We start from the raw sequence: 20,447 nt of genomic DNA on the forward strand, positions 1-20,447 counted from the left end.
TCATTCCGTTTCCGCCGGTCGAATGCCCTCGTAGGCCACTTCGAGCCGGTCGGGGCCGCGCAGGCTGAGGTTGGGCTTGTACGACAGGCCCGCTGCCGCGAGGCGCGGGTCGACCATGCGCGAGGCGAAGAGTTCGAAGGCGATGCGCACCTCGAGGCGTGCGAGGCCGGCGCCGAGGCAGAAGTGCGGGCCGGCCGAGAACGACAGGTGCGGTGCGCCGGGTGAGCGCAGGATGTCGAAGCGGTCCGGGTCCGGGAACACGTCAGGGTCCCGGTTCGCCGCGCCCAGGAGCAGCACGAGGAAATCGCCCTCCTGAGCGTGTGAGCCGGAGAGGGCCACCGGCTCGCGCGCCACGCGTGAGGTCACGTGCACGGGGGCGTCGTAGCGCAGCACCTCCTCCACCGCGCTGCCCGACAACTCGGGCCGGCCGCGCAGCAGTTCTAGCTGGTCGGGGTTGCAAAGCAGGGCCAGGACGCCGTTGCTGATCAGGTTGACCGTCGTCTCGTGGCCCGCGTTGATGAGCAGGATGCAGGTGGCGAGCAGTTCGTGCTCGTCGAGGCGGTCGCCGGACTCCTCCACCTGTACGAGGTGGGAGACGAGGTCGTCACGCGGGTCGGCGCGCCGCCGGGCGATGAGATCACGGAAGTACTGGATGAACTCGGAGCGCGCCTGTGCCGCTTGGGCCGTGGCGCGCGGGGCGACGAGGCCGGGCAGCGGCGGTTCGAGGGCCTCGGACAGCTTGCCCGACCAGTCCTGGATCAGGTACCGGTCCGCGAAGGGCACCCCGAGCAGTTCGCACATGATCCGCAGCGGCAGTGGATAGGCGAGGTCCGCGACGACCTCGAACCGCCCTTTCGCGGCCGCTTCGGTGAAGAGTGCCTCGGCGGCCTGCCGGATACGCGGCTCCAGGGCGGCGACCACGCGCGGGGTGAACGCCTTGACCACCAGCCTCCGGAGCCGGGTGTGATCCGGCGGGTCCAGGTGCAGGAAGTTCCGGGTCCTTGGCCCCTTGGCGTTCGGGGAGAGGCGCGCGCGTTCGCGTTCGCTGCTCATGGCCGGGTGGCGCAGCACGGCGGAGCAGTCCGCGTGCCGGCCGATGAGCATGAGCCCTTCGGCGGGCCGGGACGGCGACGCGAGCGCCAGCTCCCGCAGGACGGGGTAGGGATCGGCTCGGTTCAGCGGGTCGGTGAGCCGAGTGAGATCGACGGTGTCGGTGCTCATGTTCCGTATCCACCCCATTCGGTGAGCATGCGGGCCTGTTCCGCCTCGCTCGGCGCTCCCGCTTCGGAGACCAGCTGCTCGGGGGCCTCGGCCAGGGAGGCCAGGAGGCCCGAGCACCGGTCGAGCAAGTCGTGTGCCGCGTCCGCGGTGATGACGTCGGGCCGGTAGTTCAGTGCCAGTTCCAGGCAGTCGCCGCGGACGGCCGCCAGTCGCAGCGGGTAGGGAGTTCCTTCGACGAGCGCATGGGTGGACACCCGCAGTCCGCCCGCCGTGATGTCGAGGTCCTTGGCGTTCATCGAGGCGTCGAGGAAGACCGTGGTGGTGTCGAACAGTGTGCTGTGTCCGGTGAGTTGCTGGATGCGGGAGAGGCCGACGTGATGGTGATCCATCACCTGCGCCTGCTGCTCCTGGAGTTGTACGAGCATTTCGGACAACTTCACGCCCGGTCGCAGCCTGACCCGTACCGGCAGGGTGTTGGTGAACAGGCCCACCATCCGCTCCATCCCAGGCACCTCCGGTGGCCTGCCGGAGACGGACGTGCCGAACACGACATCGTCCGAACCGGTCCACCGGGACAGCCGCAGGGCCCAGACTCCTTGCACCGCGGTGTTGAGCGTGACCCCGTGGTGACGGCACCAGGCGACCAGGCGGGCGGTGTCCACGTGAGTCAACCGCGTGGACAGGGAGCGCTGTTCGAGACGCGCGGACTCGGCCGCGCCGGGCGCCACCAGGGTGGGCCCGGCCAGGCCGGCCAGTGCGGCGGTCCAGGCGCGGTCGGCCGCGGCGCCGTCCTGGGCTGCGACCCAGGACAGGTAGGCGCGGTAGGGGGCCACCGCCGGCAGCGGGCCGGCCTGTTCGGGTCCCGCGTAGAGGGCGAACAGTTCACGCAGCAGGACCGGCGTCGACCAGGCGTCCACAAGGATGTGCTGTCCCGTGATCACCAGCCGGTGCAGTCCTGGCGCGAGGGCGAGCAACCGGAACCGCAGGAGCGGCGGACGGGCGAGGTCGAAGGGCCGGGTGCGGTCATCGGCGGCCAGCCGCGTCGCCCGCTCCACCCTTTTCCCGGGGGTCAGCTCGGACAGGTCGGCCGTGTCCCAGGGCACGGGGAGCGAGGCGTGGATCGCCTGGACCGCCCGGTCGCCCACGTCGTGCACGAATGCGGCACGCAGATTGCCGTGCCGGTCGATCACCTGTTGGGCCGCTGTGTGCAGTGCCGTCACATCGAGCTCACCGCGGAGGTCCATCTGGAGCTGGGCCGCGTAGACGTCGGCGTCCCCTTCATGGAGCAACTCGTGAAAGAGGAAGCCCTCCTGGAGCGGGGACAGCGGCAGCACCTCGCTGACGCCGGGACTCGTCCGCCGCAGCCGGGCGAGCACCTCGTCCTCGTCGGGCAGCAGCACGGGGGCCGGGTCCGCGCGGTCGCCGCCCGGGTCGCCGGGGCCGGCAGCGGCGGCGAGGCTCTCGACCGTGCGGTGCTGGAAGATGTCGCGGACGGTGATCGCCACGCCCTCGCGGCGTGCCGCCGACGCCAGACGGGTGGCGATGATGCTGTCGCCGCCCAGGTCGAAGAAGAAGTCGTCCGCGCCCACCCTTTCCAGGCCGAGGGCCTCCGCCATGAGCCCGCACAGCACCTTCTCGCGCTGGGTACGGGGCTCGCGGCTGGAGGTGAGCGCGGAGAAGTCGGGTGCGGGCAGTCGGTCGGTGTCCACCTTTCCGTTGGCGGTCAGCGGCCACTCCCGTCCTTCGAGAACCACCACCGCCGCCGGCACCATGAAGTCCGGCAGCCTGGTGCGGGCCCAGGCGCGGATGTCTGCGGCGTGCGGACGCGCTCCGGCGAGGGGTGCGACGTACCCGACGAGCCTGCGCTCGCCCCGCTCGTCCTCCCGGACGAGGACCTCCGCGGAGGCCACCTCGGCATGGTCGGTGAGCACGGACTGCACTTCACCCGGCTCGATCCGGTAGCCGCGGATCTTCACTTGTCCGTCGGTGCGTCCAAGGTAGTCCAGCGGGCCGTCCGCTCGGCGGCGCACCAGGTCGCCGGTGCGGTACATCCGGGCGCCGGGCGGCCCGAAGGGGCAGGGCACAAACCCCTCGGCGGTCACGGCGGGCAGCCGCCAGTAGCCGCGGGCCAGTCCGGCTCCGGACACGTACAGCTCGCCCGTGGTGCCCGGCGGGACCGGGCGCAGCTCGTCGTCGAGGATGAACGCCCGGGTGTTGGACAGTGGGAAGCCGATCGGTGCGTGCTGCTCGCCGACGAGCGGGGCGCTGGCTGTGGCGGCGACCGTGTTCTCGGTCGGGCCGTACACATTGGCCACCCGGCACCGTGCCGACCAGCGCCCGATGACGCCCGGGCTGGGAGCTGAGCCGCCGATCATGAGGTTGACGAGGTCCGGGAGATCCTCGTCGGGAATGGTCTCCGCCATGGTCGGCGTCCAGCCGGCGTGGGTGATCCGCTGCTCGCGCATGAACTCGGTCAGCTCCGGGCCCGGCAGGGACGCGTGCGGCGGCGTCAGGACCACCCGCGCCCCCGCCTTCCAGGCCGGCCAGAAGTCCGCGCCGGACGCGTCGAAGCTCAGGGAGAGGAACTGCAGCACCCGGTGGTGGGGTTCGGCACGGAGTACGCGGGCGTAGACGCCCGCGAAACTCACGACGCTGCCTTGGCTGATCACCACGCCCTTGGGCAGGCCCGTCGAACCTGACGTGTAGATCGTGTAGGCGGCGTTCGCCGCGCCGAGCCGTCCTGCCCGCTCCTCCTGAGTCACATCGTGATCGGCCTCCTCGCGCCGGCCCCGTGCGTCGACGGCCAGGCATGGCACACCGGCCGGCACGACGAAGCCGGAGTCCTGGGCGGTCACCACACAGACCGGGGCGCAGTCGTCGAGCATGCGGGACACCCGCTCGGCCGGGTAGGCGACGTCGATCGGCACGTAGGCCGCGCCCGCCTTGACCACTGCCAGCAGGGCGACGAAGAAGTCCGTCGAGCGGGGCAGCCCGAGTGCGACGAAGCGTTCGGGACCGGCACCGTGCGCGATGAGTGTGCGCGCGAACCTGTTCGCCCGGCGGTTGAGCTGGGCGTACGTAAGGGTCTCGTCCAGCGTGGCGAGCGCCACCGCGTCCGGGGTCCGGCGCACCTGGTCCTCGAACAGCTCCGGAAGGGTCGTGTCCGGGACACGCGTGCGCGGATCGTCGGCGCCCTCAGTGAGCTCCCGCTCCTCCGCCTCGCTCAGCAGCGGCAGCTCACCGACCGGAGCGTCCGGTCGGGCGACCGCCGCTTCCAGGAAGCGCAGGAAGCGCGCCCGGTGCCCGTCGAGCGTCACGGCGTCGCACAGCGTGGCGTCGGCGTCGAACACGAGCTGCGGCGCGTGCCCGTCGCGGCGGTCGAAGACGTGGAGCGCCAGGTCGCCGGTCGTCGCGGGCAGCAGGCTGCGGAGCGCGGCCGGGATGCCGTCGAAGTCGAGCCGGAGGTCGAAGGACATCACGTTGATCATCACGCCGAGCAGGCCCTGGCCGTCCGCCGCCAGGCCCAGCTCCCTGCGGAGGTCCTCGTGCAGGTAGCGCTGGTGCTTGAGCACGACGCGGATCTCCCGCGCCACGGCCGGCAGCAGGCTGGAGAGCGAGTCGTCGTCGCTCACCGGCACCCGCAGCGGCATCGCGTTGGCGGTCAGGAACGGGGCTCGCATCATGGCGGGGGTCATTCGGGCCGTGAGCGGCAACGTCAGCACGACTTCGCGCTGCCTCGTGGTCCGGGCGGTGTAAGCGGCCATGGTGGCGATGAGCGTCGCCGGCCATTCGGCTCCGGCGGCTCGGGCGCTCTCCCTGAGCCGCCGCTCGGTCTCCTCGCTCAAGGCGCTGGTCCGGTTGAGGGTCGGCACGTCGGTGCCGCGGCTCCGTGCGCCCTGCGCGCGGTCCTCCACCAACCGGGTGGGGGCGGGCCGGTCCGCGAAACGCTCGACCCAGTACGCCCGGTCGCGGGCGAACGCCCGGGACGCGTGGTAGGCGGCTTCCTCCTCCGCCAGCTCGTCCAGTGTCGTGAACTCCGCCGCGGGGACGGGCCGGTTCGTGACCAGTGCGGTGTAGAGCTGCGCGAGCCTGCGCAGCAGCAGCGACTCGCCGTAGGCGTCGATGAGGATGTGGTGGAAGCAGTGGTAGTAGAAGAACCGGTCCGTGCCCAGTTGAAGCAGCGCGTAGGCCGAGGGCGCCGCGGTCAGGTCGATGGGCCGCAGCGCCTGGGTCCGCATCCACTCCAGGGCGGCCGCCTCGGGGTCGGCCTCCCGGGTGAGGTCGAGCAGCGGCAGCTCGGCGTCGCCTTCACCGACGACCTGGTACAGCCCGTCGTCCTCGATGACGGCGCTGATCCGCATGACCTCGGTCTCCTGCCGCAGCCGGCGCCAGGCCTCGGCCAGGAGGGCCGTGTCGAGGCGCCCACGGAAGTCCACGTACTGACTGACGTTGTACTGGTGGCCCGAGGAGTCGGCCTGGTGGCCGTACCAGACGCCCGCCTGGACGGCGGTCAGGGGGAAGCGCCGCGTCCGTGCCTCAGACATGCGCCGCCTCCGCCGTCAGCAGGCCCTTCACGAGCAGACCCATGACATCGCGCGGCGACTTCTCGAAGTAGAAGTGGCCGCCGTCCAGTTCGCGCACCTGGCAGGCGGCCATGGTGCAGGCGCCCCAGCGTTCGGCGTCGGCCTGGGTGACGGACGGGTCGTCCTTGCCGATGATCGCGGTGATCGGACAGGTCAAGGGGGCGCCGGGGACATGCCGGTAGCTCTCCACCATGCTCAGGTCGTGGCGCAGGACGGGCAGGACGAGGCGGGACAGCTCCTCGTTCTCCAGCAGGGCCGCGCCCTCGCCGCCCAGTCTGCGTACGAACGCCTTGACCGCCGCGTCGTCCAGGCGCAGCCCGTTGGGGCGGCAGTGGGCGGGGGCTTTGCGGGCCGAGGCGAAGAGGCGCACCAGCGGGGTGGGGAACCGGGGCTGGAGCAGCCGCGCCGCCTCGAAGGCCACGGTGGCGCCCATGCTGTGGCCGAAGAACGCCGTCGGCCGGTCGAGCCGTTCCCCGACGGCGGCCGCGGTCCATGCGGCGAGTTCGGCGACGTCCCGCGGCAGGGGGTCGCCCAAGCGGTCCTGCCTGCCGGGGTACTGCACGACGGCGACCTCGATCGCAGCGGGCAGCAGGGCACCCCAGTCGCGGAAGGCGCTCGCGGCGCCTCCGGCGTGCGGGAAGCAGACGAGCCGGATGCGAGCGCGGGGGCGTGGTGTGGAGACACGCAGCCAGGTGTTCCAGGAAGTGGCCACGTCTCAGCCCACCCGCTGGGCCGAGTGGGCCGTGAGGTCCGCGGGGCCGGTGGTGTCCGGGGCCGCGGGCGGGGTGAACGCCTCGGCCATGGCCACCGCGATGCGCCGGTCGCCGGTGAACGGCTCGCGCCCGTGCGAGGCGAGCATGTTGTCCACCACGAGCAGGTCGTCCTGCTGCCAGTCGAACCGCGTGGAGCAGGAGCGGTAGCAGTCCCTGAGGTGGGCGACCACGTCGTTGGGGATGGGCGTGCCGTCGCCGTAGTACGTGTTGCTCGGCAGGCTCTCCTCGCCGAAGAGGCTCAGGAGGCCCTCCCTCACCTCCTCGGGGAGGGTCGTGTGGTGGAAGAAGGTGATGTGGTTGAACCACACCGGCTCGGCGGTCTCCGGGTGGAGGTGGATCGCGCGCCGCACGGCCCGGGTGCGCAGTACGTCCTCGCCCGTCCACTCGAAAGCGACGTCTCTTGTGCGGCAGTACCGCTCTACCTCGTCACGGTCGTCGGTGTTGAAGATGTAACGCCATGACGCCCCGAACTCCTCGTGGAAGTTGCGGACGACCATCCAGCCGCGGCGGGCGAACTCCTCGCGGACCGCGGGGTCGATCATCCTGTTCAGGCGCCGGGTGTCGGCGAGCGGCGTGGCTCCGCGGGTGGCGGGCGGCCGGTCGCAGTAGAAGAACAGCAGGCGGGGCCAGGACGCCTGGTAGGAGTTCTCGTTGTGGAGGAAGATCTCCTCATCCGGCGGGTAGTCCGTGGACGTGTAGACGTTGCCCTTGATGGAGCTTCTCGGTGAAGAGCGTTCGGCGTAGGCGAGCGGCTCTCCCGACATGGTGCGCACGGCCTGCTCGAAGCCCGGTACGCCTCCGATGCGGAACCCCCGCAGCAGCACGGCGCCGTGCTGCGACAACTGCGAACGCAGGGCGTCCTGGTTGTCGCGTATGTAGCCGCTGACGTCCGGGGCGTCCCGATCGCCTTCCACGGTGAGGGGCAACGCCGGCTCCCGGCCCCCGTGCGCAGTCATGAGTACGTGCCTCCGAGCGGTGTGAACGGACAGAACGTGAAGCGGCGGTCGGGCGGCTGCTCAGTCGGACATGGCGACGAGCACGCGGCGGGGCCCTTCGAAGGGGCGGCGGCCGTGCCCCACGAGAACGTTGTCGATGAGCAGGAGGTCGCCGACCCGCCAGTCGACGTCCACAGCGGACGCCAGGCCGCGCTCCTGGATCTGTGCGATGTACTCGGCGGGGATGGGAGTGCCGTCCGCGAAGGTGACCGACTGCGGCATCTCCTCCTCGGGCATGATCTGGGCGAGGGCGGCCGCGGTCTGGTCGCCCAGGCCCGAGGCGTGCCACTGGTCGGCTTGGTTGAACCAGACCTCGGCCCCGGAGACCGGGTGGCGTGCGGTGGAATCCCGGATCTGGCTCACCCGGAGACCGCCGTCGGGGCGCCACTCCCACTCGGACTGCCCCTTGTCCAGGAAGCGCTCGACCTCGTCACGGTCCTCCGTCTCGAAGGTCTGCTGCCAGCTCCGGCCGAGTCCCATGCCGCCGTGCAGGTTCTGCGTGTAGCGCACACCTCCCGCGAAGGCCTCGCGGACCTCCGGGTCGAGTGCGGCGAGCCAGCGGACGCCGTCGACCACAGGCGTCGCGCCGCCGCTCAGCGGTGCCCTCTCGCAGTAGAAGAGCAGCCGGGCCGGCCACTGATGGGCGTACGACATCTCATTGTGCATGGAGATGGTGTACTGAGGCGGGTACTCCGTCGACGTGTAGACGTTCTGGCCGACCTTGGTACGCGGCGAGTTGCCGTGCACATAGGCGAGCCGGTGCGGTACCAACACGTCCATGACCGCTTCGAGCTCGGACGTCTCGACCCCGAACCCGCGGAACGTGAGGGCCTTCCGCTCGACCAGAGCCGCGTCGAGCCGCTCCTTGTCCTGGAGGTATGCCACGAGTCCACCGGCATCGGCCGTGGCGCCGGTCTCTTCCGGAGTGACCTCGAACGGTGCCCACATCGGGTTGTCGTGCACTCTGTTGCTCCTTTCGTCGTCCGCATCCAATCTTCGGCGCAGACCTATATTTCATAGCTAATGGGGCTACTCGAGATACCGCAGAAGGCGGAGTGCAGCAGGCCGGCGACGATCGGCGGCGCCCGCAACTCACCCCGGCGCGTAGGGCAGATGAGGTAGACGAGCCGGCGTTCGGGGGTCGCGCCGGTCACGATGCCGGCGAGATAGCCGTGCACGATGCCGACCATCCCCCACACGGTCACGTCTCCGGGCAGCGTCACGCTGTCGAGACCCGCTCCGCAGAACGCGCGACCGCCCTTCGCGTACGGCACGTCGGGTACGCGGTACATCTCCCGCACGATGTCGGGGGGCAGCAGGTCACCCGCGGTGAGGGCGTCCAGGAAGCGGTCGAGGTCGGCCACCGTGGACACCATCTCGCCGGCCGCGCCGTGCAGCGAGGGGCTGTGCCGGGTCACGTCCACGCCCTCGTCGTAACCGCGGACGAACGGTACGGGCAGTTCGGGGTCGTCGCCGGGGAGGTGCGTGTGGTCGAGGCCCAGTGGGCGCAGCACCCGGTCCCGGGTCACCTCGGCGTAGGGGCGCCCGGTGACCTGTTCGGCGAGCATGCCGAGCGCGACGTAGTTGGCCCGGGTGATCTGCTGCCGGGTGCCGGTCGGGAAGGCGAGCGGGCGGCTCCGGGCACGGGCGATGAGCTGGTCCGGGGTGAAGGTGTCGAAGCGATGGCGCAGGAACCAGGCGGTGTCGTTGTAGCGGACGTCGCTCTCGTCCACGAGGCCGCTGGTGTGGTCCAGCAGGCTGCGTACGGTGACGGTCGCGGGCAGCAGGCCGGGCAGCCGGCATTCCACCGGCTCGTCGAGCCCGATCCGCCCCTCGGCGATGAGGCTCAGCACGGCCACGGCGAGGAAGGTCTTGGTGACCCCGCCGATGCGGAAGTGCTGGCCGGCGTGGAGCGGGGCGCCGGTGTCGAGGTCCGCGGCTCCCGAGCCGAAGGTGCTGGTGCCGTCGGGTCCGGTCAGCCTGACCAGGAAGGCGCTCGCCTCCGTGTCCGGGCGCCGCCCGATCACGTCGTGCACGGCATCATGCGTCATCTCGCGCCGCCGCTTCGGGCGCGACGGGGGCCTTCTACCGGTTCGTCCACGGCGTTCGCCCAGCCGTCACTGCCCCGACCGGTGCCCAGACCGGCCTTCGGTGCTCTGATGTGGTCGGCCACGAAGGTCTGGATGTGCTTGCCGGACTCACCGTTCGTGAGGATCACGAGGCCGTCGCCGGTGCCGAGTTGGGTGAAGGTGCCGTTGCGGTAGCCGACCGTGCGGCCCCCGTGGCCGAATTCGTGGTCGCCACCGGAGTCGTCGACCACGGAGCCGAGACCGTAGTAGCTGCCGGGGTGCCAGACCATCACCATCTGACGGGCCAGGGGGCGGGTCAGCAGCACGCCGTCGTCGTCGTTGTGGGCCCGGCGGATTTCGAGGGCCACCTTGGCGAGATCCCGGGCGCTGGCCCACAGGCCGCCCGCTGCCACTTCGTTGCGCACCCGCCAACGGCCCGCGATCGGGGTTCCGTTCGCGTCGTGGCCGATGGCCACCGGCACCGGCGACTTGTCCGGGTGGGCCTGGTCGAAGCTGCTGTCCGCCATCTTCAACGGGTCCAGGACGAGGCGCTGCATCAGCGGGCCGAACCGTTCACCGGTGACGTCCTCCAGGAGCTGTTCGAGCACGGAGAAGTTGATGTTGGTCTTCTTGAACACCTGCCCGGCGCGGTGTTCAGCGCGGACGGGCTCATTGGTCGCGGGCGGGGCTCCGCGCAGGACTTCGGGGATCGTCGGCATGGTGGTGCCGGGCAGATGGTTGGTGGGCGGCACGTGACTCAGTCCGGCCTGGTGGCTGAGGAGCTCCCGCAGGGTGATGCCCGTGCTCCGCGGGACCTGCCAGGACGTCAGGTAGTGGTCGATGTCCTCGTCCAGGTTGAGGACCTTGTCGGCCACGAGCCGCAGGACGCCGAGCACGGTGACGTGCTTGCTGATCGAGGCGACCTGGAACGGCGTGCTCGCGGTGACGGGTGCGGGGCGGTCCGCCGCGGTGACGCCGTACCCCGCGAGGGTGGTCACCTCGCCGCCGCGCAGCAGGGCGAGGCCCACGCCCGGTACGGCGTGGCGGTCCATCGCGGCGAGTACGGCGTCCTCGGGGATCGAGGGCGCGGTGTCTGGGCGGGATCGTCCCGTGGACGGGACGGGGGCCGTGTCGGTAGCGGGAGTGAGGTCGGAAACCATGGTCGTGTCTCGCCCTTCCACAAGGGAGTCGATCACTGCGGCCAGATCGCTGAGGACATCGTGTTCGTAGAGCATCCGAAGGGTCAGGGGCATGCCCTGCCGGTGGGCCGCGGCGATCACTCTGGTGATGCGCAGGGAGTCGCCGCCGTTCTCGAAGAACCGGTCGTGCGCGCCCACCCGTTCGAGGCGCAGCACCCTGGACCAGATGTCGGCGAGCGCCCGCTCGGTCGCTGTGCGGGGCTCGACGTGGTCTTTCCGCGGGCCGTTCGGCAGCGCGGGCAGGGCGCGATGGTCCGTTTTGCCCGATGCGGTGAGCGGTATGCGCTCGACGCCCACGAAGACCGCGGGCACCAGAGCCGCCGGCAGTGACTCGGTGAGGGCGCGGCGCAGAGCGGTGCCGTCCGGGGCGTCGGGTCCGGACGGCACGGTGTACGCGACCAGTCTCCGGTTGCCCTGTTCGTCGTCCCGCGGCACGACCGCGGCATCGGCGACGCCGGGCAGCGCACGCAGCGCGACGGCCACCTCGCCGGGTTCCACGCGGACGCCGTTGACCTTCACCTGGTCGTCGGCGCGGCCGACGAACTCCACGGTGCCGTCGAACAGGACCCGGGCCAGGTCACCGGTGCGGTACAGGCGCGCACCGGGCCGCCCGAAGGGATCGGGCACAAACCGCTCGGCGGTGAGCTCCGGCCGGCCCAGATAACCGCGGGCCACACCGACACCACCCACACACAACTCGCCCACCACACCCACCGGCACCGAGCGCAGACCCCCATCCAGCACCTGCGACGAGACACCGGGCAGCGGGCGCCCGATGGGTACCGGGCCCGTCTCCTGCCCGGGGTCGTAACGGTGCGCCGTGGCGTCGATGGTGCACTCGGTGGGGCCGTACGTGTTCCACAGGGCGAGCGGTCGTCCGCCCACGATGCGCCTGGCGAGGTCGGCGTCGAGCGGCTCTCCGGCGGAGAAGACGAGTCGCAGTGCCGTACCGTCCGCCCATCGCGGGGACTCCACGAGCGCCCGCAGCACGGTGGGGACCGCCTGGAGCACGGTCACCCGCTCGTCGGCCAGCGCGCGGTTCATCGTCTCGGGGTCGCGTTCGGCGCCGGGCGGGGCGAGGACCAGCGTTCCGCCGCTCACCAGGGGAGCGAAGATCTCCCACACGGCGGCGTCGAAGCTCGGTGCGGTCTTGTGCAGCGTACGGTCATCCGCGCGCAGGCCGATCGCTTCGACGGCCCACCGGACACGGTTGGCGAGGCCGCGGTGGGTGACCTGGACGCCCTTGGGCCGCCCCGTCGATCCAGAGGTGTGGATCACGTAGGCCAACTGGTCCGGATCGAGCGGTGCGTCCAGCGGTTGCGGGTCGAACGGGACGCTGCCCACAGTTTCCGAGGCACTCGTCCGTGCCGCCTCCGTCCCGTCGACGCGGACGCAGGCCGCCGACCCCAGGGCCCCCTCCACAACTGAGGCGACGGAACCGCCGGTCAGCACGGCCCGGATGCCGGCGTCCCGCACCACCGAGCGCAGCCGGGGCAGGGGGAAGGCCGGGTCCATGGGCACATAGGCGCCACCGGCTTTCCATACGGCCCACAGCGCCACCACCAGGTCCACCCCACGCTCCAGGCACACCCCCACCAACGTCTCCGCGCCGACTCCCGCGCCCCGCAACACATGCGCGAGACGGTTCGCCCGCTCCTCCACCTCCCCGTACGACAACTCCACACCACCGGCCGACACCGCCACCGCCACCGGCGACAGCCGCACCCGCTCGGCAAGCAACTCCGGCACCAGCACCTCGGGCCCGCCCAACTCAGCGGCCCGCAGCCCCGCCAATACCTCCCGCTCCCCCGACGGCAGGAACACCTCCCCGGCATCCCCGTCACCGTCAGCCACCATCGCCTCAAGGACCGCACGGAACATCGCCGCCACCCGCGCCGCGTTCGCACGGCTCAGCACCCCGGTATGCGTGCTGAGCCCGATGTGGCCGGCCTGTGCGGTCACCGCCAGGTCGAACTCCGTCGCCCCGGCGGCGAGCGTGGGATTCACGTCGATCCGGCCGGTGTCGATACTGCTGAAGTCGAGGTAGTTGAAGGAGACGTCGACGAGCCGCCCTTCGCCGGCCATGCGCTGGATCTCCGGCATCGGGAAACGCCGGTGCGGCCACAGCTCCACCTCCCGGTCGAAGACCTGCCGCACCCACTCCCGCCACGTACCACCCGCACGGTCAGAGGCGAACGGGACCGTGTTGAGGTACATGCCGTAGACGCGGTCGGCGCCGAGCGCCTCAGGCCGGGCGTCACAGACGAGGCCGGTACAGAAGGTCTCCTCCTCGGTGATCGAGCCGAGCACCTTCAGATGGGCCGCGAGCAGCACGCTCTTGAGCGAGACGCCCGACCGGCTCGCGAAGGCCCTCAGTCCGTCCGTGAGGTCGTCGACGGGGACGCGGAGCCGGACGCGTTCGCGGGCGGCTCCGGGAGTGCCCCAGTCCGCGGGCAGCGTGAACCGGGGATATCCCTCGATCACCCCGCTCCAGTAGGAGCGGTCGTCGGGCGAGGCGAGCGCCCGCAGTTCGCCTGCGACGAAGTCCGCGTAACGCACCGCCGCGGGCGGCGGGCTCGTGGGCGTCGTCCCGTTCCTGACCTCCTCGTAGCAGCCGAGGAGCTCCACCAACAGGTTGTAGTGGCTCCATCCCTCGGAGATCGCGTGGCAGCGGACGACGGTCAGCCACCAGGCTCCGTCGCCCTCCTGGTGCGCGCACAGCCGCAGCAGAGGCGGTGATGCCAGGTCGAAGGGGCGGTCCCGCTCCTTGGACTGGTATGCGTCGAGAGAGTTCCTGATCTGTTCGGCGGTCAGGCCGCCCAGGTCCCGCAGGCGTACCGGGACTTCGGCGGCGGGATGCACCAGCTGCATCGGTATGGAGAAGGTGTGCAGGTCGAACGACGTGCGCAGGGCTTCGTGCCGTTCCACCACTGTCTGCGCCGCACGGCGCAACGCCTCCAGGGAGACGGAGTGTTCGTCACGTATCCGGAAGGAGGAGACGCTGTGGTACGGATGCAGGGAGTCGTCGGAGAGCATTTCCACGACCATGCCGAGCTGCGTCTGGGCCATGGGGTACGCGTCGACGACGCCGTCCGGCACCAGTTCACGGTCCCGCGCGTCCACCAACGCGAACGGCGCCACCGACTCCTGCGACTCCGCCGCGGGCCGATCCGCCAGCACCTCACACAGACCCGCCACCGTCCGCAGGCCGAACACATCCCGCACCGACACCGAAAGACCCGCGGCCCGCAACGCACCCACCAACGCCACCGCACGGATCGAATCCCCGCCCAGATCGAAGAACCCGTCGAAGACCCCGACCCGCTCCACACCCAACACCTCCCCCCACACACCCGCCACCCGCTCCTCCAACCCCGAACGCGGCCCCACATGGGCGGTGCTCAGGGATTCGCCGTCGGGAGCGGGCAGAGCGGCGCGGTCGAGCTTGCCGTTGGCGTTCAGCGGCAGCTCGTCCAGCGGCATGAAAGCCGCGGGCACGAGGTGGGAGGGCAGGGTCCGTTCGAGAGCGGCGCGCAGCTCCGCGCCGTCGGGGGTGACGCCTTCGGCGGGCACCACGTAGGCGACGAGGGCGGGCGAGCGACCCAGGGTGGAGACCACGACGCAGGCTTCGGCGACCCCTGGCAGCGTGACGAGGGCGGCCTCGGCCTCACCTGGCTCGACGCGGTGGCCGCGAATCTTCACCTGGTCGTCGGTGCGGCCGACGAACTCCACGGTGCCGTCGAACAGGACCCGGGCCAGGTCACCGGTGCGGTACAGGCGCGCACCGGGCCGCCCGAAGGGATCGGGCACAAACCGCTCGGCGGTGAGCTCCGGCCGGCCCAGATAACCGCGGGCCACACCGACACCACCCACACACAACTCGCCCACCACACCCACCGGCACCGAGCGCAGCCCCTCGTCGACCGTGTGCAGGGAGACACCCGGCAAGGGACGTCCGATCGGGACCCGGTCGGGGGCAGGCGAGATGTTCACCGGCATGACGGACGCACCCACGGTCGTCTCGGTCGGGCCGTACTCGTTGATCAACCGCCCCGGGCCCAGCCACCCCAGCCAGCGATCGGCCGCGGATCCGGTCAGGGTCTCCCCCGCCGACAGCACGGTCTCGGCCAGCGCCCTGGCGCGCTTCCCGTCCAGTCGGCTCGCCAGTACCTCCAAGTGGCTCGGAGTCAGCTTCAGGAAGCTGAAGGGGCCGGCTGCGCACAAGTCGTCCGCCAGATCCGCGAGGTCACCGTTCTCGGGCCACATCCACAGACGCTGTCCGCTGACCAGCGTTGCCCAGAGGTTGGGTACGACGAGATCGAAGGCCACCGACGAGAACAGCGCGGATCCGCCCTCGCCGTGGGAGGTCAGGGTTTGCGCGGCCCAGCGCACATGGTGGGCGAGGCCGCGGTGGGTGACCTGGACGCCCTTGGGCCGCCCCGTCGATCCAGAGGTGTGGATCACGTAGGCCAACTGGTCCGGATCGAGCGGTGCGTCCAGCGGTTGCGGGTCGAACGGGACGCTGCCCACAGTTTCCGAGGCACTCGTCCGTGCCGCCTCCGTCCCGTCGACGCGGACGCAGGCCGCCGACCCCAGGGCCCCCTCCACAACTGAGGCGACGGAACCGCCGGTCAGCACGGCCCGGATGCCGGCGTCCCGCACCACCGAGCGCAGCCGGGGCAGGGGGAAGGCCGGGTCCATGGGCACATAGGCGCCACCGGCTTTCCATACGGCCCACAGCGCCACCACCAGGTCCACCCCACGCTCCAGGCACACCCCCACCAACGTCTCCGCGCCGACTCCCGCGCCCCGCAACACATGCGCGAGACGGTTCGCCCGCTCCTCCACCTCCCCGTACGACAACTCCACACCACCGGCCGACACCGCCACCGCCACCGGCGACAGCCGCACCCGCTCGGCAAGCAACTCCGGCACCAGCACCTCGGGCCCGCCCAACTCAGCGGCCCGCAGCCCCGCCAATACCTCCCGCTCCCCCGACGGCAGGAACACCTCCCCGGCATCCCCGTCACCGTCAGCCACCATCGCCTCAAGGACCGCACGGAACATCGCCGCCACCCGCGCCGCGTTCGCACGGCTCAATACTCCCGTGTGGCTCTTGAGGCTGATGCGTCGGGAGAGCGTGGTGACGGCGAGGTCGAACTCGGTCGTGCCGGGCGCCATGGCGGTGCCGAGATCGGCGACTCCGTCATCGAGGCGGTCGAAGTCCACGTGGTTGATCAGGACGTTGACGAGCCGCCCTCCGCCCGCCATGCGCTGGATCTCCGGCATCGGGAAACGTCGGTGCGGCCACAGCTCCATCTCCCGGTCGAAGACCTGCCGCACCCACTCCCGCCACGTACCACCCGCACGCTCGAAGGCGAACGGGACGGTATTGAGGTGCATGCCGTAGATGTGGTCGGCGCCGAGCGCTTCCGGTCGGGTGTGGACGACGACTCCCGCGCTGAACCGCCGCTGATCCGTGAGCGAACCGAGGACCTTGCCGTACGCGGCCACCAGCACGCTCTTCAGGGAGGCGTTCGCCGACGCGGCGAGGGCCCGCAGGCCGTCCTCCAGGTCGTCGAAGGGGACGGACTCCCAGTACGTCCGCACCGGCTCCCGGGGGTCCCCCCACTCGGCCGGGAGACTGAACCTGGGGTGCGTCTCGACGGTCCTCGTCCAGTACGCGCGGTCCTCGGACGAGGCGAGTGCCCGCAGTTCACCGGCGATCGAGTCGGCGTAGCGCACCGCGACGGGTGGCCTCGGTGCCACGGCCCGGCCGTCCCTGATCCGCAGATAGCAGTCGATCAGTTCGCGCATCAGGGAGTGGTAGCTCCACCCCTCGACGATGGCGTGGAACTCCGTGATCGACAGCCACCATCCGTCGTCGCTCACATGGGCGGTCAGCCGCATCATGGGCGGCTCGGCCAGGTCGAAGAAGTGGGCCCGTTCCGTGTCGTGGAACGTGTCGAAGTCGGCGCGCAGCGCCGCCGCGTCCAGGCCCCGGCGGTCGCGCACCACCACGGGCACCGTCGCCGTCGGATGGACCAGCTGCATCGGTACGGAGAAGGTGTGCAGGTCGAAGGAGGTGCGCAGCACCTCGTGCCGGCCGACGACGACCTGAGCCGCCTCGCGCAGTGCCGACACGGAGAACTCCCGGTCGTCGCGCATCCGGGTCGTGGCGACGTTGTGGTAGTTGCTGAACCGGTCGCGGGTCAGCATGTCCACGACCATGCCGATCTGTGCCGACGCCATGGGGTACGCGTCGGCGGCACCGTCCGGCACCAGTTCACGGTCCCGCGCGTCCACCAACGCGAACGGCGCCACCGACTCCTGCGACTCCGCCGCGGGCCGATCCGCCAGCACCTCACACAGACCCGCCACCGTCCGCAGGCCGAACACATCCCGCACCGACACCGAAAGACCCGCGGCCCGCAACGCACCCACCAACGCCACCGCACGGATCGAATCCCCGCCCAGATCGAAGAACCCGTCGAAGACCCCGACCCGCTCCACACCCAACACCTCCCCCCACACACCCGCCACCCGCTCCTCCAACCCCGAACGCGGCGCCACGTACACGGCTTCCGGGAGGAGAGTGGAGCGGTCCGGCCGGGGCAGGCGGTCGCGGTCGAGCTTGCCGTTGGCGTTCAGCGGCAGCTCGTCCAGCGGCACGAAGGCCACGGGGACCATGTACGGAGGGAGCCGTGCCGCGCAGTGTGCGGCCAGTACCTCGGCCTTGACCGCGCTGTCGCCCTGGGGCACCACATAGCCGATCAGCCGGTGGTCGCCGGTGGCCGTGCCGTCGACGACCACGACTGCCTGGCCGACGGCCGGGTGCTCCCGCAGGACGGTCGCGATCTCGCCGGGTTCGACCCGGTAGCCGCGCACCTTGACCTGGTCGTCCGTCCGGCCGAGGAACTGGAGCCGCCCTTCGGGGCCCCGGCGGGCGAGGTCGCCGCTGCGGTACAGGCGGGCGCCGGGCGGCCCGAAGGGGTCGGGCACGAACCGCTCGGCGGTGAGCTCCGGCCGGCCCGGATAGCCGCGGGCCACACCGGGACCACCGACATGGATCTCGCCTCGCCCGCCGTCCGGCACGGGGCAACCGTGGTCGTCGAGCAGATGAACGGTGAGGTCGTCCAGCGGCAGCCCGACGGCATTGGCGGCGAGAGGGTCCAGGTCGTCGCGGGTGACCCGGTGGAAGGTGGTGTGCACGGTCGTCTCGGTGATCCCATACATGTTGACCAGGGCAGGACCGTCCAGGCCGAACCGGTCGGTCCAGGGCCGCAGACCGGACATGTCGAGGCGTTCGCCCGCGAAGATCACCGTTCGCAGGGCGAGCCGGCCGAGCCGGGGTTCCTCCGCCTCGGCCGCGGCCACCAGGCCGCGGAACGCCGACGGGGTCTGGCTGAGCACGGTGACGCCTTCCGCGGCGAGCAGGTCGATGAGCTCCTGAGGCGTACTGCTGACCTCGTGCGGTACGACGACGAGCCGACCGCCGTGCAGGAGTGCGCCCCACATCTCGAAGACGGCGACGTCGAAGGCGTAGGAGTGGGTCATCGACCAGACGTCGCCCTCCCCGAAGGCGAGGTGCCGGCGTGCGTTGGTCAGCAGGCGGTGGACGTTGGTGTGGGTGAGGGCCACGCCCTTGGGGAGGCCGGTGGATCCAGAGGTGTAGATCGCGTAGACGAGGTTGTCGGGGACGCAGCCGGTCACGGGGGCGTCCGCCGGGGATGTGCGCACCGGATCCTGGTCGTCGTCGAGGACGACGATCTCGGCGCCGGTGCCGTTCAGCAGGTCGGCGGTCGAAGACTGGGCGAGCACCACCGAGGCTCCGGCGTCCCGCAGCGCGAACCGCAGCCGCTCGCGCGGGTGCGAGGGATCGAGGGGCAAGTAGGCCGCGCCTGCCTTGAGCACACCGAGCAGGGCGGGTACGAGTTCGGCGCCCCGGGTGAGGCAGACGCCCACCAGGCTTTCGGGCCCGGCCCCCAGACCGCGCAGCCGATGCGCCACGCGGTTGGCGCGGGCGTCGAGCTCACCGTAGGTCAGGGAGGTGCCCGCGGCCACGACGGCGACGGCGTCAGGGGTCCGCCGCGCCTGCTCCTCGAAGAGGGAGTGCAGGCAGCGGGGAGCCTCCTGGGCCTGCGGTCCGGGTGCGCGTGTGACGGCGCCTTCGTCGGACACGTCGAGGTGGGAGAGCGGAGTACCTGGCTCGTCGACCGCGTGCCGCAACAGCCGGTGGTACTGGCGCAGGAGCCGCTCCGCGGTGGTCCGGTCGAACAGCGCGGTGGCGTATTCGAGCCGGGAGGTCAGGGTGCCGTCCGGGCCCTCCTCGACCGTCAGGCCGAGATCGAAGCGGGCGCGAGGCGCGAACACGTTCAGCGCTTCGGTGTCGACGCCCGGGAACCCGTAGTCCTCTGTCGCCGTCTCGCGCATCATGAACATGCTCTGGAACAGGGGTGTACGGGACATGTCCCGCTCCGGTGCCAGCTCGCGCGCCAGGACGGGGAACGGCGCCTCCTGGTGATCGAAGGCGTCGAGCACGGTCCGCCGGGCCTGCCGCAGCAGCGTGCCGAAGGACGGGTTCCCCCGCCAACGGGCGCGCAGGACCAGGCTGTTGATGCCGTAGCCGATCAGATGCTGGACCTCGGGCCGGGTACGTCCTGACACGACGGTGCCCACGGCCAGGTCCGTGCTGCCGGTGTGGCGGGCGAGCAGCGTCTGGAAAGCGGTGAGCAGGACGACGAAAGGCGTGGTGTCGTACCGTCCTGCCAGCGCCCGCACCCGGTCCGTGAGTGCCGTCGGCAGTTCGGACCTGACCGCGTCGGCGGTGTGGTCACGGCGGGCGGGGCGCCGCCGGTCCGTGGGCAGGTCGAGGACGGGCAGGTCGGCGAGGTGCGTTCGCCAGTAGGCGAGGTGGCGCTGCCCGGCTGGGCCGGAGATGTGCTGCTGCTCCCAGGCCGCGTAATCCGCGTACTGGATCTCCAGGGGCGAGAGACCGGGCGAGGCGCCGGTCACCGCGGCCCGGTAGAGCGCCCCCATCTCTTGGGCGAACAGCCGGGTCGACCAGGCGTCGCAGACGATGTGGTGGGCCACCAGCACGAGCACATGGTCGTCGGGCGCGCAGTGGATCAGCCCGCCGCGCACCGGCCAGTCGTGTGCGAGGTCCAGCCGCGCCGACGACTGCTCGGTGAGGATCCGCAGGACCTCCGCCTCCCGGGCGTCGTCCCGCAGCGTCGACAGATCGATGCGGGGGAGGTCGCGCGGCCCGTCCGGGTGGATGGTCTGGACGGGTCCTTCGTCGCCCATGGCGTAACGGGTGCGCAGGATCTCGTGTCGATCGAGCACCTGTGTCCAGGCGTGCAGCAGCGCCTCGCCGTCGAGCGGCCCCGTGAACCGCAGCGCCATCGGCACGAGGTACTCGGGGCTTTCGGGATCCAGTTGATTGAGGAACCACATCTGCTGCTGCCCCGAGGAGAGCGGCAGCGGGGCCGAGCGGTCCGCGTGCGGCAGGGCGGTCCGGCGGCCGTGTTTCCTGCCCGCCAGTCTGAGTCTGAGGTACTCGGCCCGGGCTTCGTCCTGCGAGGTGGTCATGGATCGCTCACCCATC

Annotated in this window: 7 protein-coding genes; all 7 read right to left on the minus strand. The window is 71.2% G+C overall.

Annotation, left to right across the window (positions count from 1 at the left end):
- Genes ACRAKF_RS06480 through ACRAKF_RS06510 form a run of 7 tightly spaced genes read right to left on the minus strand, consistent with a single transcriptional unit; the run spans position 1 to position 20,446 of the window.
- Positions 1-1,221: a cytochrome P450 gene (locus ACRAKF_RS06480; RefSeq protein ID WP_447035919.1), complete on the minus strand. Its 1,221-nt coding sequence runs from the start codon at positions 1,219-1,221 to the stop codon at positions 1-3.
- Positions 1,218-5,765: an amino acid adenylation domain-containing protein gene (locus ACRAKF_RS06485; RefSeq protein WP_447035920.1), complete on the minus strand. Its 4,548-nt coding sequence runs from the start codon at positions 5,763-5,765 to the stop codon at positions 1,218-1,220. Before ACRAKF_RS06485 ends, ACRAKF_RS06480 begins: the two co-directional genes overlap by 4 nt.
- Complete coding sequence (locus ACRAKF_RS06490; RefSeq protein ID WP_447035921.1) at positions 5,758-6,516, minus strand: thioesterase II family protein; 759 nt, start codon at positions 6,514-6,516, stop codon at positions 5,758-5,760. The genes ACRAKF_RS06485 and ACRAKF_RS06490 overlap by 8 nt, the downstream gene beginning before the upstream one ends.
- Positions 6,517-6,519: 3 nt before the next feature.
- Positions 6,520-7,533 (minus strand): TauD/TfdA family dioxygenase, encoded by a 1,014-nt coding sequence (locus ACRAKF_RS06495; RefSeq protein WP_447035922.1) that lies wholly within the window; start codon positions 7,531-7,533, stop codon positions 6,520-6,522.
- 60 nt (positions 7,534-7,593) lie between these two features.
- Positions 7,594-8,535 (minus strand): TauD/TfdA family dioxygenase, encoded by a 942-nt coding sequence (locus ACRAKF_RS06500; protein WP_447035924.1) that lies wholly within the window; start codon positions 8,533-8,535, stop codon positions 7,594-7,596.
- A 44-nt stretch (positions 8,536-8,579) separates the two neighbouring features.
- Positions 8,580-9,623, minus strand: a complete 1,044-nt coding sequence (locus ACRAKF_RS06505) for a serine hydrolase domain-containing protein (RefSeq protein ID WP_447035925.1) — start codon at positions 9,621-9,623, stop codon at positions 8,580-8,582.
- Positions 9,620-20,446, minus strand: a complete 10,827-nt coding sequence (locus tag ACRAKF_RS06510) for an amino acid adenylation domain-containing protein (protein ID WP_447035926.1) — start codon at positions 20,444-20,446, stop codon at positions 9,620-9,622. The genes ACRAKF_RS06505 and ACRAKF_RS06510 overlap by 4 nt, the downstream gene beginning before the upstream one ends.
- Between the last annotated feature and the right edge of the window lies 1 nt (position 20,447).

The sequence above is a fragment of the Streptomyces sp. DSM 118878 genome (assembly GCF_052936595.1).

What these genes read in the sequence shown, in the direction of transcription:
- ACRAKF_RS06510 (WP_447035926.1), bottom strand. Translation starts at nt 20,446, where the DNA reads ATGGGTGAGCGATCCATGACCACCTCGCAGGACGAAGCCCGGGCCGAG.
- ACRAKF_RS06505 (WP_447035925.1), bottom strand. Translation starts at nt 9,623, where the DNA reads ATGACGCATGATGCCGTGCACGACGTGATCGGGCGGCGCCCGGACACG.
- ACRAKF_RS06495 (WP_447035922.1), bottom strand. Translation starts at nt 7,533, where the DNA reads ATGACTGCGCACGGGGGCCGGGAGCCGGCGTTGCCCCTCACCGTGGAA.
- ACRAKF_RS06480 (WP_447035919.1), bottom strand. Translation starts at nt 1,221, where the DNA reads ATGAGCACCGACACCGTCGATCTCACTCGGCTCACCGACCCGCTGAAC.
- ACRAKF_RS06485 (WP_447035920.1), bottom strand. Translation starts at nt 5,765, where the DNA reads ATGTCTGAGGCACGGACGCGGCGCTTCCCCCTGACCGCCGTCCAGGCG.